Origin of the sequence: Desnuesiella massiliensis, from assembly GCF_001403615.1 — a bacterium.
In the GTDB taxonomy this organism is placed as follows: Bacteria; Bacillota; Clostridia; order Clostridiales; family Clostridiaceae; genus Desnuesiella; species Desnuesiella massiliensis.
In genome coordinates this window covers 1,228,284-1,241,813 of record NZ_LN879457.1, presented here as the reverse complement: position 1 = coordinate 1,241,813, position 13,530 = coordinate 1,228,284, and the positions used below count along the sequence as shown (strand labels likewise).

12 protein-coding genes are annotated in these 13,530 nt (G+C 30.8%); 5 read left to right on the top strand and 7 right to left on the bottom strand.

Annotated elements, in window-relative coordinates:
- Positions 1-157: 157 nt before the first annotated feature.
- Positions 158-307, bottom strand: coding sequence for a hypothetical protein (locus BN2665_RS27425; RefSeq protein WP_195892736.1), 150 nt, complete (start codon positions 305-307; stop codon positions 158-160).
- A gap of 216 nt (positions 308-523) precedes the next feature.
- Here BN2665_RS27425 and BN2665_RS23755 point away from each other — a divergent pair, with 216 nt between their 5' ends.
- From BN2665_RS23755 to BN2665_RS23740, 4 genes are all read left to right on the top strand, one after another.
- Complete coding sequence (locus tag BN2665_RS23755) at positions 524-1,120, top strand: RNA polymerase sigma factor (protein ID WP_055669570.1); 597 nt, start codon at positions 524-526, stop codon at positions 1,118-1,120.
- Entirely contained in the window at positions 1,113-2,039 is a 927-nt protein-coding gene (locus tag BN2665_RS23750; RefSeq protein ID WP_055669569.1) for a hypothetical protein, read from the top strand. The genes BN2665_RS23755 and BN2665_RS23750 overlap by 8 nt, the downstream gene beginning before the upstream one ends.
- Before the next feature lie 178 nt (positions 2,040-2,217).
- Positions 2,218-2,949, top strand: a complete 732-nt coding sequence (locus BN2665_RS23745; RefSeq protein WP_055669568.1) for an ABC transporter ATP-binding protein — start codon at positions 2,218-2,220, stop codon at positions 2,947-2,949.
- Positions 2,950-2,954: 5 nt separating this feature from the next.
- Positions 2,955-4,025 carry an ABC transporter permease gene (locus BN2665_RS23740; RefSeq protein ID WP_055669567.1) on the top strand — a complete coding sequence of 357 codons (1,071 nt, stop codon included), beginning with the start codon at positions 2,955-2,957 and terminating at the stop codon, positions 4,023-4,025.
- Positions 4,026-4,117: 92 nt separating this feature from the next.
- Here the strand turns inward: BN2665_RS23740 and BN2665_RS23735 are convergent, their stop codons facing one another.
- From BN2665_RS23735 to BN2665_RS23710, 6 genes are all read right to left on the bottom strand, one after another.
- Positions 4,118-5,107 carry an ornithine cyclodeaminase family protein gene (locus BN2665_RS23735; RefSeq protein ID WP_055669566.1) on the bottom strand — a complete coding sequence of 330 codons (990 nt, stop codon included), beginning with the start codon at positions 5,105-5,107 and terminating at the stop codon, positions 4,118-4,120.
- 28 nt (positions 5,108-5,135) lie between these two features.
- Complete coding sequence (locus BN2665_RS23730) at positions 5,136-6,008, bottom strand: sulfite exporter TauE/SafE family protein (RefSeq protein WP_055669565.1); 873 nt, start codon at positions 6,006-6,008, stop codon at positions 5,136-5,138.
- An 84-nt stretch (positions 6,009-6,092) separates the two neighbouring features.
- Positions 6,093-6,890 (bottom strand): TrmB family transcriptional regulator, encoded by a 798-nt coding sequence (locus tag BN2665_RS23725; RefSeq protein WP_055669564.1) that lies wholly within the window; start codon positions 6,888-6,890, stop codon positions 6,093-6,095.
- A gap of 427 nt (positions 6,891-7,317) precedes the next feature.
- Positions 7,318-9,081, bottom strand: coding sequence for an ABC transporter ATP-binding protein (locus tag BN2665_RS23720; RefSeq protein ID WP_055669563.1), 1,764 nt, complete (start codon positions 9,079-9,081; stop codon positions 7,318-7,320).
- 12 nt (positions 9,082-9,093) lie between these two features.
- Positions 9,094-10,851 carry an ABC transporter ATP-binding protein gene (locus tag BN2665_RS23715; protein ID WP_055669562.1) on the bottom strand — a complete coding sequence of 586 codons (1,758 nt, stop codon included), beginning with the start codon at positions 10,849-10,851 and terminating at the stop codon, positions 9,094-9,096.
- Positions 10,852-10,930: 79 nt separating this feature from the next.
- Positions 10,931-12,025 (bottom strand): ArsR/SmtB family transcription factor, encoded by a 1,095-nt coding sequence (locus BN2665_RS23710; RefSeq protein WP_055669561.1) that lies wholly within the window; start codon positions 12,023-12,025, stop codon positions 10,931-10,933.
- A gap of 479 nt (positions 12,026-12,504) precedes the next feature.
- Here BN2665_RS23710 and BN2665_RS23705 point away from each other — a divergent pair, with 479 nt between their 5' ends.
- Positions 12,505-13,404, top strand: a complete 900-nt coding sequence (locus BN2665_RS23705; RefSeq protein ID WP_055669560.1) for an MBL fold metallo-hydrolase — start codon at positions 12,505-12,507, stop codon at positions 13,402-13,404.
- Positions 13,405-13,530: the final 126 nt, after the last annotated feature.

The following is a 13,530-nucleotide window of genomic DNA, read 5'->3' as shown; positions in this document are numbered from 1 at the left end:
AACCTCCTCACTGTCTTAGGGTTATCCTTTAGCCTTTTAAGCTAAAAGACACCTCCAATTTTTGATCAAAATCAATCAACCCCTTTCCAATTTACTAACCGGTCAACTTTATTATCACATAATCTTAACCTGCTCTCAATGGAAAGAATTTTTATAATTATTTTTTACTATTTTTTGAATCCTTTTCTACCTTTTCTAGATAATTTGTTTGACTTACTATATTATTTTCAAAGCTTTCTATGGCATTCCTAGTATAAATTCCTCCTATTTTAGCTGTGGTAGGTCCATCTTCTTTAATTTTACTCATCTTCATTCCTCCTTTCACTTTTATTATTAGCTTATTTTATAAAACCATTCTCAATAGCTATAGCTCCTTATAATTTACGCTTTATGCAATATATGGTATTGTTTATCTTAGAAATATAAAAAAATATTTTTATAAAATTTGAAAACTACAAAACCTTTTTATTAAAGTATCCCTCTTATATTATGACGGAGCTCCAAAAGGAAGGGAGAAGAAAAAATGGATACGCAAGAAATAATAAAACGCTGTCAGCGTGGAGAAAAAGATGCTTTTAAAGAACTTTTATCAACCATAGAAAAGGATGCCTTAGCTACAGCTTATCTAATATCAGGTACTAGAGGCATTGCGGAAGATATCCTTCAAGAAACCTATATAAAATGCTTTAAAGATATAAATAAACTCAAAAATCCAGAAGCTTTTAAAGTATGGTTTTTTAAGATTCTAGTCCGTACGGGATGGGCAATGACAAAAAAACATTCCTATTTAATACCTATGGATATATCTAATCATGATGAGTTGCTTTTAAATAGTCTACCACCGCTGCAAGAAGATGCTTTAGATACTTATGAAACTAAATATATAGTTCAAAAGGCTGTAAATAACCTAAGCATTAATCTAAAAACCATAGTAATACTGTATTACTTTAATGATATGTCCATAGAAGAAATAGCAAAGGTGGTTGGTTGCCTTAAAGCTACTGTAAAATCCAGACTATTTTATGCTAGATCTCTTTTAAAAAAAGAATTAAGTGATGATTTTTATTTAGAATATGACTTTGAAAAAATCAGTGAAAGGAAGTGCAGTGAAAATGGATAAAAGCAATGCTTTTGACAGGGAGCTAAAATCTAAGATTAATATAACCTCTTATCATATAAAGCCTTCAAAGGATATTTTTGAGGAAGCTTGGAACAGAAAAGATGGAGTAGTACAAAAACCTATAAGCTTTTTTTATAAGCCAATTTTTAGAAAAACAGCTATTTCTTTTTGTTCTCTAATTATTATATTAGCTGCTCTTATAAGCATTTCACCAGAAGTAAGAAGCTTTGCTTCAAATGCTTATGAAGATTTAAGAACCATCTTTATTATAAAAAAGTCTGGTAATGAATACGTGGTAGAAAAGGCGCTAGAAAACCAAAATAAAACCGATGTAAACTATGGAGGAATCTCAATAAATGATTCAAATAAAGAATATTTTAAGTATAGATTAGGATTTTCCTATTATTATCCCGAAACAATTTCAAAGGAATTTCAGCGTAGGGATGACCCCTTAGCAGGAGTAACAGTAAGAGACATAACCCTTAAAGAGTCTGAGCTAATCCTATCTAAGGTTATAAAGTCTCTAGAAGATGAAAGTTATCTTCCGATTCTTAAAAATTACACCATGGACATGTTTATAACCGCATCCTATAGTAATTCTAAAAGAGATATATTCTATCTTTCTAGCTCTAAATATGAACCTAAGCACAAACCTAATAATTCTGAAGTTATTAAGACCTTTTCTCTAGATGGTATAGAGTGCAAAGTTATTGAAGCTCCTGCTGCACGATATTCTGATATTAGACTGGCCAATCTAACAGAAAAACCTGAAAAAATAGTAAAGGTTAAATATTTTCAGTGGGAATATAACTCCATAAATTATAGCATGGTCTCAGGCTATGACGATTACGATATTAATGATGCTATTAGCTTTATAGAAGCATATATTAAAGCTTTGAAGGAACAAGAAGTAAAATAAAGCAGTTAAAACCTCTAAGAATAAAGTCTTAGGGGTTTTTGTTTATTAATTCTAATAATTTGAATTCTCCTAATAAAATTTATGATTTTCGTTAAAATACTCTATATTATGCGCCAACGTAGTGATAGAATTTAATCTATAAAAATCAACTGTTGAATCTTTAAGGAGACTTAATAATATGGGTAAAGAAGTAATAACTCTTAATAATGTAAATATAAGCTTTTCTAAGCAAGAAGTTTTAAAAGATATTTCTTTTAAAGTTAATAAAGGAGAAATATTAGGTATTTTAGGCCCCTCTGGCTCTGGCAAGACCACTCTAATAAAGGCTATAGTAGGAATGATAGCGGCTAATAAGGGGGAGGTTGGAGTTCTAGGTATGAAAATGCCTTCATTAAAAGCTTCTGATAAAATAGGATATATGGCTCAAGCCGATGCTCTTTATGATGATTTATCAGCCTTAGATAATCTTTTATTTTTTGGAGAGCTCTATGGCTTAAAGGGAGAAAAAGCTAAGAAAAAGGCCTTAGAGCTATTAAAATTAGTGAACTTAGATGAAAATATGAGAAAAAAAGTTTCTTATTTTTCCGGGGGAATGAAAAGAAGATTGTCCTTAGCTATAGCTTTGATACATGAACCAGAAATATTGATTTTAGATGAGCCTACTGTAGGCATTGATCCAGTTTTGAGGAGAGAATTTTGGGATGAGTTTGAAAGAATAAGAGAGGGTGGCGCCACCATAATACTCACCACTCATGTAATGGATGAAGCTGAACATTGTGACAGATTAGCTCTTATACGTGAAGGTGAAATAATAGCCTTAGAAACTCCAGATTTACTTAAAGTAAAATCCAAGGGTAATACCATAGAAGATGCTTTTTTATATTTTGCTAGTTTAAATAAAGAGGTGTAATTATTATGAAAGCTTTTACTATTGCTAAAAGGTTAGTGAAACAAATTCTAGGAGATAAAAGATCCATAGCCCTGCTATTTATTGCTCCCATATTTGTACTTACTCTTCTCAGTATGATTTTAAATGTTTCAGCTCCCTCTCCTAATATTAAAGTGAATAATCTACCTAATGACATATTGATTGAGTTAAAAAAAGAAGGAACTATAAGTGAATTTACAGATGAGCGGAAGGCTATGGAAGATTTAAAAAACAAAAAAGTAGATGCACTTATAAAATATGATAAAAATAAAATCACCATAATTCTAGAAGGTTCTGAGCCTTCCGTTACTAAAAATGTTTTAAATGCTTTTAACAAAGCTATTAGCAAAGTAACCAATGATACCTTAAGCAAGCTCTTAAAAACAATACCTAAAAATAATAATCTACCTATTATAGAAAAACCAGAAACCATATTTTTAACCGGTTCAGAGGAGATGAGTATGTTTGACTCCGTTGCTCCAATGCTCATGGGCTTTTTCGTGTTCTTCTTTGTATTCTTGCTTGCAGGTGTATCCTTTTTAAGAGAGAGAATAAGTGGAACCTTAGACAGAATACTTGCCACACCTTTAAAAAGAAAGGAAATAGTATATGGCTATTTTTTAGGCTTTGGGGTTTTTGTAGCTATTCAAACCTTAATAATTCAGCTATTCATGGTATATGGTCTAAAAATAAATATAATGGGAAGCTTTTGGACTGTACTGCTTATAAATATATTATTAGCATCAGGCTCTTTGGCCTTAGGAACTCTCCTTTCAACCTTTGCTAAAAATGAATTTCAGCTATTTCAGTTCATTCCTATAGTAATTGTTCCTCAGGTTTTATTCAGTGGGATTTTTGATTTAAGAAAGGCCCCTGATATTATAATAATACTTTCAAAGATATTCCCTATGACCTATGGCGCTGAGGCACTAAAAGACGTGGTCATAAGAGGAAAAGGCCTTTTAGACATTAAGTTAGACCTTTTCATATTACTGCTATATGCTGTTGCATTTTTATGGTTAAATATTTTGGCATTGAAAAAATATAGAAAAATATAAAGCACCAAAAATCCTCCTAGACCTTTTATGTTATCGGAGGATTTTTATGTTTATTTAAAGCATTTTATATGTTTGCACAGGACTTAGCCATGCTATATATCAAATTCAAAGCCAACCTTTAATTCTTTTGCCTTTTCATATATTTTATAAGCTGTAACTACATCTAATATAGCACTTCCCACGGATTTAAATACAGTTATTTCTTTTTCATTTTCTCTACCAAGCACCTTACCTATTATAACCTCTCCTAACTCTCCAGAAACCTTATCTTCACTGATTATTCCTTTATTTATAGGAATGATTAAATCTCCAGCTTCTGAAAGCACCCCATGCTTAGTATCAACAAACAGTTTATCACAGTTTTTAATTATATATTCATCTATTTCCTGCATTTCTGGTGTATAGGCTCCTATACCATTAATATGCGCACCTTTTTTCACTAATTTGCCATCAAACACTGGTCTTTTAGAGGTAGTAACTGTAGTAATAACATCTGCATCCTCTAAAGCATCTTCCATGCTTTCCGCTGCTAATATGGTTGCTCCATAGGACTTTAACTGTTCCTGCATGCTTTTTGCAAATTCTTCAGCTCTTTCCTTGTTTATATCAAAAACTTTAACAATCTCAATATCACGAACAGCTAAAACAGCTTCAAGCTGTGAAGGCGCTTGTCCACCAGTTCCAAATAAGGCCATTTTCTTAGCATTCTTATTTGCCAATATATCTGTAGCTGCTCCTGCTACTGCTCCTGTTCTTAATTGAGTTAAATAGGTACCATCCATTATAGATATTACTTCTCCAGTTTCTCCATCTAAAAGCAACATCTTTGCAGGTACTGAGGGCTTTCCCTTTTCTATATTGTTTGGAAATACAGAAACTATCTTTATTCCTGTTACATCCATAGCTTCTGCATAACCAGGCATGAACAGACTTTGACCCTTATACTTTGGAATATCAATATTAACTCTTAAAGGTATATTAGTTTTGCCCTCATTATACATTTTTAAAGCTTCCTTATCAGCTTCAATAGCTTCTTTCATGCTGAATATATTGATTATATCTTTTTTTGTTAGTAATAACATTTAAATTCCTCCAATTTACTGTTTTAATTTAGGCGTTCTTTTTCATTTTTCTGTCTTCTAATATCATGCTAATACTGCTGTATATAAGAACAGCTGCTATAACCCATTGTAACATTGAAACATTTAATGATTTAACTAGATAAACAGCACATAGTACTCCTGCTACCCCAAAGATGGCTGTAAACAATGTTATCTTTCTTGAGTATTCTCCATATTTTATGAATTGCATACTTCCTATAGGAACTGCAAATGTACATGCTCCCATCATTATTGGAAAAGCAATGGCAGGATTTAATCCTAGTGCATATACAGTTGCCATAGTAAGGGAGTAGGAACCAATACCAATATTATTTAGTGCACCATATATGAATATAGCTATAGCTGCTATTATTAATTTAACTCCGCTTAAACCAGAAGCATTCCCTCCAGAAGGAACTAAATTAAACTTACCTGCAAGAATAAACATTGCTGCAACTAATAATCCTATGGATATGAACTTTCTTATAACCTTAGGCTCTAATTTAACTACAAATCTAGGTCCAATATAAGCTCCGATGACTTGTGCTAGAATACACACTATTAAGGTAACTGGTTCAACTTTAATAACTGATATGTAGGCTAACGCCATAACCGCTACAGGTATAACACATTGAGTGTTTAACGTTCCTGGCAGCTTTTTATCGCTGACTAATTTCTTTTTTCTATAGAGTATAGTAGATATGGCAAAGTCTGATACCCCAAAAGTTGAAAGGAAAAATATACAAGCTGAAGATATGGATAAAAATATATTATTTCCTGGTTCTTTCATAACCTCACCTTTATGAGCTATTAAATCTTGTATGAACCTTATTGCAAATATACCATTTACTAAGACAATTAATGATAAAACTATAGTAACCATAAAATACCTCCATTTTAAGAATATTACGAATATTCAGTTTATTTCTTTTGTACCTCTGCATAAAAGCAGAGAAAGTATAATTATTTAAAATATTTCCCTAACACCTGTTAAGTTTTCACCAAATTTTTCTCTTATATTATCCCCCATAGCATCAATAAGCTTTAAGCAATAAGCATCATGTTTTATATTCTCCTTAGCTAAAAATACCATAGGTACACTCTGTGTCCATATAACTTCTGCATTTTTCTCATTTTGGATATGACCAAATATCATCTCATTGGAATCTACCACTAAAGTGACCCATCTTCCTCCGATTTCTTCAAGCTTATTTTCTTCAAAACCATGCTTATAATAATTTTTTAATTTAATATTATAATCATGCTTCATGCTATATAATATTACTACTACATCTCTAAGTCTTTCTTCAATTAAACTCAACTCTTCTTCAATTTCAAATATATCTTCTTTCCACACTTGTATGTATACTTCTTTCTTAGCATTTGAAATCATATGCCTGCATTTGTTAAATATATTTTCATATCCTTTTATATACCACATTTGATCTAGGTCAACCTTATTATCATAGCCATGAAGTTCTAGCTTTATATCCTTGATGAGCCCCTCCATGTTGTATTTAATATTTTTGATAAATTCTTCTACAGGTATTGCTGCATATTTTACAGATTTATCTTCCTTAGATGCTATAACACAACCTTTATTCATAAGCAATTCTAAAATATTATAAACCTTTGATCTAGGTACTGATGAATTTTTACTTATCTCATATCCAGTACCACAGCCATTTTTAAGCAATGCCACATATACCTTTGTTTCATACTCTGTAAATCCAAAATTTTTTAATAAGTTTAATAAATTATCCATTTACCCATTCTGCTCCTTAATCTATAATATTTAACCTTTAAAGAAAAAACCAATTAAAGCATCTCTACGCTAAATAATACCATAAATCAAACTAAAGAAACAGGATAGATTTTTTAATTTGTAATTAGTAGCTACCTTCAGTAACTATTATGTATTATATCTTTTGTATTGTCAATAATTTAACACAAAATTTTTAAAAAATTTTTTCATATCCCTTATATTCACCAATAAATAGACTAGCCATAGAAATTACATCTATGCTTTTTAATTTTCAAAGGTTTTCACTGTTAATTTAATATCATTTTTATGTGATCTTAAATCCACCAAAAGACTATCAATTTTCCTTTATGACTATAAGGCATCGTAAAAAAATCCAACAGAGTCTTACATTTTTTAATGTAATTATCTCTACTGGATTTTCTACTTTTTATTTCTTTCTAATAACCTCATTCAAAAATTGAAGGTCATATAGATGTCTATATATACCGTCTTTCAATAATAATTCTTCATTATTACCCTCTTCTACAATCTCACCACTCTGCAAAACATAAATTCTATCCGCTGTTTTTATAGTAGCAAGCCTATGGGCTACGGCTATAGTGGTACGTCCTTCCATTAATCTATCTAAAGCCTTTTGAACTAACTGCTCTGACTCAGAATCTAAAGAAGAAGTAGCTTCATCCAAAAGAAGGATTGGTGCATCTTTAAGCAATGCTCTTGCTATAGCAATACGCTGCCTTTGTCCTCCTGAAATATTTCCTCCCATTTCTCCAACCATAGTATCATAACCCTGAGGAAGAGATATTATAAAATCATGAGCATAGGCCGCCTTAGCCGCCTCAATAATATCTTCTTTTGTGGCATTCATGTTGCCATATCTTATATTTTCCTCAATAGTGCCATGGAATAAATAGGAATCTTGAGGTACGTAACCAATATAATTCCTTAATTTCTCTAAGGACATGTTATCTAAAGATCTTCCATTTATATAGATTTCACCTTTCTTCTTATTATAAAATCCCATTAAAAGCTTTATAATAGTACTCTTCCCACTTCCGCTTGTACCTACTAATGCCGCCCTCTCTCCTTTTTTCACCGCTATATTAATACTATTTAATACTTTCCTTTCATCATCATAACTAAAATAAACATCTTTCATTTCTATGCTCAATGGAGAAGCATTCCTACTTTCATCATAAGTTTTTTCTTTTTCTATCTCAGTTTCTCTATTTAATAATTCAATTACTCTTGATGCCCCTGACATAGAACCTTGAATTCCTGCAATAAAACTGCCGATGTTTTCTAATAAAAAGCTAGCATTTCCTTGAAGATGTATAATGGCTGCTATAGTACCTATATCCATTCCCCCTTTAATAGACATATATAATCCAAGGGAAAGGAGTCCTATATTTTTAAAATCTCCGTAGAAATTATTAATTACCTCTAACATGATATTTAACCTACCATTTTTCATCAAAGCAAGATTTAGAAGCTTATCATTTTCGTTATACTTATTATATATTTTTTCTTTAATATCAAACATCTTTATTATTTGAAGTCCGTCAATAATGTCAATTAGCCTTTCTGTAGTGCTTCCATATTGTATTTGTACCTCATCACTGGCTTTTCTTATAGACTTACTAAAGGTAGCACTTATGGAAACTGATATTAAGCCAATGGTTATAGCTATTAAAGCTAGACGCCACTCCATTATAAACATTGAGATCATAGCTACAAGTCCGTGTATTAAAGCAAAACTCAAGGTAGGTATTTGATTTATATAAATTTGTTGTATCACATCTACATCATTTGTCATTCTTGATATTAAATCACCAGTATGGTGCTTTTCAAAATTCTCTACCTTCAAATCCTCCATGTGTTCAAAGGTCTTAAGTCTGATTTCTGCCATGGCTTTCCTAACACAAGCTTTATATAAGAATCTAAATATAGGCTGTAATATAAAAGCAATTAAAAAGGATCCTACAGCTACATAAAATGCTCTTTTCATAAGCATGATATCTTTATAAGCAATAGCATTAATAACGTCCCTCATAATGAAAGCAAGCACAATATTATAACATATAGAAGTAAGAGCAGAATCAATTAACACTCCTATAGTATATTCACCTATTCTAGGTTTCATAAAATGCAATGTTTTTATAAATTCACTTTCTCTAAATTTTTTAATCAACTTTTTCGCCCCCTAGCTAGCATTATTATCACAATGGAACTGTTTTAAATAAAGGCTTTTATAAAAACTATCTCTTTTCATAAGCTCTTCATGGCTTCCAACTTCGATTATAGTACCATCCTTCATGACCAATACTTTATTTGCATTTTTTATTGTAGACATTCTATGAGCAACTACTAATGCAGTACGATTTTTCATAAATCTTTCAAGAGATTTTTGCACTAAGCTTTCAGATTCCATATCAAGGGCTGAGGTAGCTTCATCTAAAAGCAGTATAGGAGCATCTTTTAATATAGCTCTTGCTAAGGAAATTCTCTGTTGTTCTCCCCCTGACAATTTTATTTCTCCATCTCCTATTACTGTATTATACTTATTTGGTAAAGCCATTATAAACTCATGGGCGTTAGCCATTTCTGCAGCTTCTATTATCTCTTCCATAGCTGCATTAATCTTTCCATAGCCTATATTCTCTGCTATAGTTGTGGGAAAAAGATATATATTTTGAGATACATAAGCTAGGTTCTTTCTTACGTCCCAAGGTGCTGCTTTCCTTAAATCCTTTCCTAGAACCTCAATTTTACCTTCATAGCTATCATAAAAGTCACATAGTATTTTTAAAACCGTACTCTTTCCACAGCCACTTTGTCCTACTAAAGCGGTTATCTTTCCCTTCTCCAGTTCAAAGCTTAAATCCTTAATAACTTTATCCCCTTCATTATAACCAAAGGAAACCTTGGAAAATCTCGCTACTACCTCTTGCTCTTTAGCAGTAGAGACTTTAGCGGCTACTTTATTTTCTTTAGGCTCCTTTATAAATTCTAATACTCGCCTAACAGAAGGCATGGTTTCTCTTATCTGCTTATTAAGATCAAGAAACGCCTCCACTGGCTTAAATACATACCAAATCAGTGTGGTACTAGCTAAAAGTTCACCTAGAGTAATACCTCCTTTTATAGCTAAATATCCACCAAAAAGTGGTACTATAAGCTGAGGTATATATCTTAAAGATATAAATAATCTAATTAAGCTTGCATTTATTTTTTCTATATTTATACCTCTTTTTACTATCTCATCTAAGGTATTGCTATATTTTAAAAATAGTATATCCTTTAAATTAAAAGCTTTTAAAATATATACTCCATTTATGCTATCTTTAATTAAAGAATTAATTTTCCCGTTATCCTCCATTATCTTTTTAGAATTAACCTCTATAGGTTTAGAAGCTTTATTAAACAAGTAAGCTGAAAAAGGAATGAAAATCACACTAGCTAATAGCAACTTCCAACTAATAGAAAACATATAGATAAAAGCCCCTAAAAAAATTACTGGTTTTAATACTATGCTAAATATGCCTACTATAAGCTCGCTGACTATTTTAATATCATTATTTATTCTTGAAATTATGTCCCCTGAAGTATATTTTTCTTTTGCCACTAGTGGCATATCAATCATATGCCCTACTGCACGACCCCTTAAATTACACATAAAATCTGTTTTATACCTTAAGGAAGAATATCTACTTATATATACAACTACTATATTTATAAGCACTACTAAAGCTGTTATAACTAAAGAAAATTTAAATTCCTCTATCTGTTTATTATAAGCCCTATCTATAAGGTTCTTAGTAGCATAGCTAAGGTAAAGCATTATTATTCCTTCAAAAAAAGAGGCTATGCAATTTAAAACAATCCACTTTTTTTCGTTGATTAAAAAGGGCCTTAGTTCTTTCAATTCCTTCAAACAACTTTTTTTATTATTCTCCTTCATGATAATCCCTCCCCAATTTTTTCTAAATAATTAATTTCGATAATTTTCGAATGTTATATTTTTGAAAAAGCATGAGTTTTTACTCATGCAAATAAGTTTTCATGGCCAAATTAAATAGCTCCTTCAGCTTATCCTTGTTCAAATAGTAGTAGAATCTATGATCATATCTTTCAAAGTCTACTATCCCTAGCTCCTGAAGGTTTGTAAGGTGATAGGAAGTGGTGGCGGCACTCATTCCTATTTTTTCTGCTATTTCATTTACATACCAAGACTTTTCAGCCAATAGTTCAATTATAGTCATTCTTCGCTTATCAGAAATAGCCTTTAAAAATTCTAAAACCCTTTCCTTCTGTGACTCCTCATGACCTAATCTATAAGTACTAGCACCTAAAATAATCCACTCCAGATCTTCCTTAGAGTAGGCCCAGTAATCTGAGCCTACTCCTTTAAAATAACTTATATGAATATTAACCTTTGGTGCAAATACATTTACATCCTTAGCAAAGTATTTTCTAGAGAATTTTTCTGGGCTTCTTTTAAACTCATCTTCATATTGCTTAATACAAGGAGCTAGAAGTTCGTATATTTCCGTTTCTAAGGGCTTATAGATTTTTTCGTAAAACTGTTTAAGGAGCATACAATATCTTTGCTTTGTTTCCTTTGCATTTTCTAAACTTTCTATAAGCCTTTCTTTCATATTCTCATGATAAAACTCCAGTTGCTTTATCACATCAAGCATTTTATTCAGATCAACTTTGATTTCATCCCAACTGTACATTTCTCTTATACTCTTATTTTTATTTTCATAAAATACACTCTCGACTACATAAGAAAACATAATGCTTTCATCACTTTTTTCAATAAGTTTAATAAATTCATCTATATTATCAACTTGAGGGTTATCATGAAAATATCCCATAAATATGGACTGCCCCATACCATTGCAACTATTCACATAAATGTGAAAAAAGTAATTTAACTCCCATCTCATGTAGCTTGAAACTTTTGATGTCATCTGTTCCAAGGTCTCTATAGTTTTCTTTACTATATTTAAATTCTTTTCTCCTATTCGTTCTAAAAGATCTTCCTTTAAAGAAGTAGCAATAAGAGCATAATGAAGCTCTAAAGGGTTACTAAACATAAAATTAAATTCACTATAATTTTTATCTTTCATAGAGCATAGATTCCTTTCGAAATTATTCTAAATTAGATTAGTTTTGAAATGCATCTAATGTTATTTTATTGTAATATCTAAATATTGTCAATATATATTAGATTTTTACCTAGTGTTTTCCGCAACAAAATTGTTTATATGTGGTGAAATGTATAATATAGGCAAACAAATTCAACTATTAACTTATATATGCACCACAATGGCTTAAAGATTCCATTTTGGAACATGTATAAGTTAAGTCTCACCTTTGTTTACCTTTAACAATAGTAATGGAGAGGATATTCATGAAAAAGGATGTGGCTCAAAAATATTCTCTTAAAATTAAAAAAAATTAAGCTATATAAGCCTCTATACTACACCTATTTTTAGGTGTAGCTTTTTTATCTGTACTTATTTTATTAACTAAAAAAAATAGAAAATAGTTAACTTCTGTGTTAAAATCACTATATATTTATATTCATCGAAGGAAGTGCTATGCAATGGAACTTATAAAGATAAAAGGTAACAGCTATTATATCCCTGCTCCTACAAACATAGGCGTATTTATTTTTAAAAATAAAAATTGCTTATTAATTGATACAGGGATCAATAATACTGTGGCTAGAAAAATAGAAGAAGTATTAAACTCAAATGGGCTACACTTAAAATACATAATAAATACTCATGGTCATGTAGATCATTTTGGAGGCAACAATTATTTTTTAGAAAACTATCCTGGGTCCATAGTTTACGCTTCTGAGAAAGAAAAACTATATATGGAAAACCCAGAACTGTTGGCAAATGCATTATTTAATTCCTATGCTCTCAAAGATATAAGAAAACCTATTAAGCCTACCAGGGTGGATACTATTCTTGAATATGGGACAAATAAAATAAATGATGAAAAGATAGAAATTATTAATCTAGGTGGTCATTCTCCTGAATCCATAGGTGTTATTACCCCTGAAAGAATTTGCTTTTTAGGAGACAGTATCTTTAGTGAGGATACCTTAAATAAATACTCTTTCCCTTATTTATATAATATTGAGGATACATTAAAATCACTGAATTCTATAAAAAATATAGAAGCAGATTATTTTATAGTTAGCCATGGAACTAATGTGTACTCAAGGGAAGAAATTATTTCTTTGGCAGATAAGAATATTGAAAATATAAAACACTATTGCAACCAATGCTTAGAATTATTAGAGCAGCCTTTAACAAAGGAAGAATTGCTAGAAAATGTGATTTTATTGAATGATCTTACTATAGGAATACACCAATACTACATTAATTTTTGTTCCTTATCTGCCTTCATAGCTTATCTATATAATGAAGGGTTCCTTGATATATCTGTAGAGGATGGAAGGCTATATTATTATAGAAAAGATAATACCTAATAAATAAAATTGCAAGCAACTTTTATTTAATTCACAATGCACAGTGCACAATTCACAATGATTGTGCATTGTAAATTCTGAATTGTGCATTAAAAAAAGCGACCAATGTCGCTTTTTTCTTAAATT

What these genes read in the sequence shown, in the direction of transcription:
- BN2665_RS23725 (WP_055669564.1), bottom strand. Translation starts at nt 6,890, where the DNA reads ATGGATAATTTATTAAACTTATTAAAAAATTTTGGATTTACAGAGTAT.
- BN2665_RS23740 (WP_055669567.1), top strand. Translation starts at nt 2,955, where the DNA reads ATGAAAGCTTTTACTATTGCTAAAAGGTTAGTGAAACAAATTCTAGGA.
- BN2665_RS23735 (WP_055669566.1), bottom strand. Translation starts at nt 5,107, where the DNA reads ATGTTATTACTAACAAAAAAAGATATAATCAATATATTCAGCATGAAA.
- BN2665_RS23745 (WP_055669568.1), top strand. Translation starts at nt 2,218, where the DNA reads ATGGGTAAAGAAGTAATAACTCTTAATAATGTAAATATAAGCTTTTCT.
- BN2665_RS23750 (WP_055669569.1), top strand. Translation starts at nt 1,113, where the DNA reads ATGGATAAAAGCAATGCTTTTGACAGGGAGCTAAAATCTAAGATTAAT.
- BN2665_RS23755 (WP_055669570.1), top strand. Translation starts at nt 524, where the DNA reads ATGGATACGCAAGAAATAATAAAACGCTGTCAGCGTGGAGAAAAAGAT.
- BN2665_RS23715 (WP_055669562.1), bottom strand. Translation starts at nt 10,851, where the DNA reads ATGAAGGAGAATAATAAAAAAAGTTGTTTGAAGGAATTGAAAGAACTA.
- BN2665_RS23705 (WP_055669560.1), top strand. Translation starts at nt 12,505, where the DNA reads ATGGAACTTATAAAGATAAAAGGTAACAGCTATTATATCCCTGCTCCT.
- BN2665_RS23730 (WP_055669565.1), bottom strand. Translation starts at nt 6,008, where the DNA reads ATGGTTACTATAGTTTTATCATTAATTGTCTTAGTAAATGGTATATTT.
- BN2665_RS27425 (WP_195892736.1), bottom strand. Translation starts at nt 307, where the DNA reads ATGAGTAAAATTAAAGAAGATGGACCTACCACAGCTAAAATAGGAGGA.
- BN2665_RS23710 (WP_055669561.1), bottom strand. Translation starts at nt 12,025, where the DNA reads ATGAAAGATAAAAATTATAGTGAATTTAATTTTATGTTTAGTAACCCT.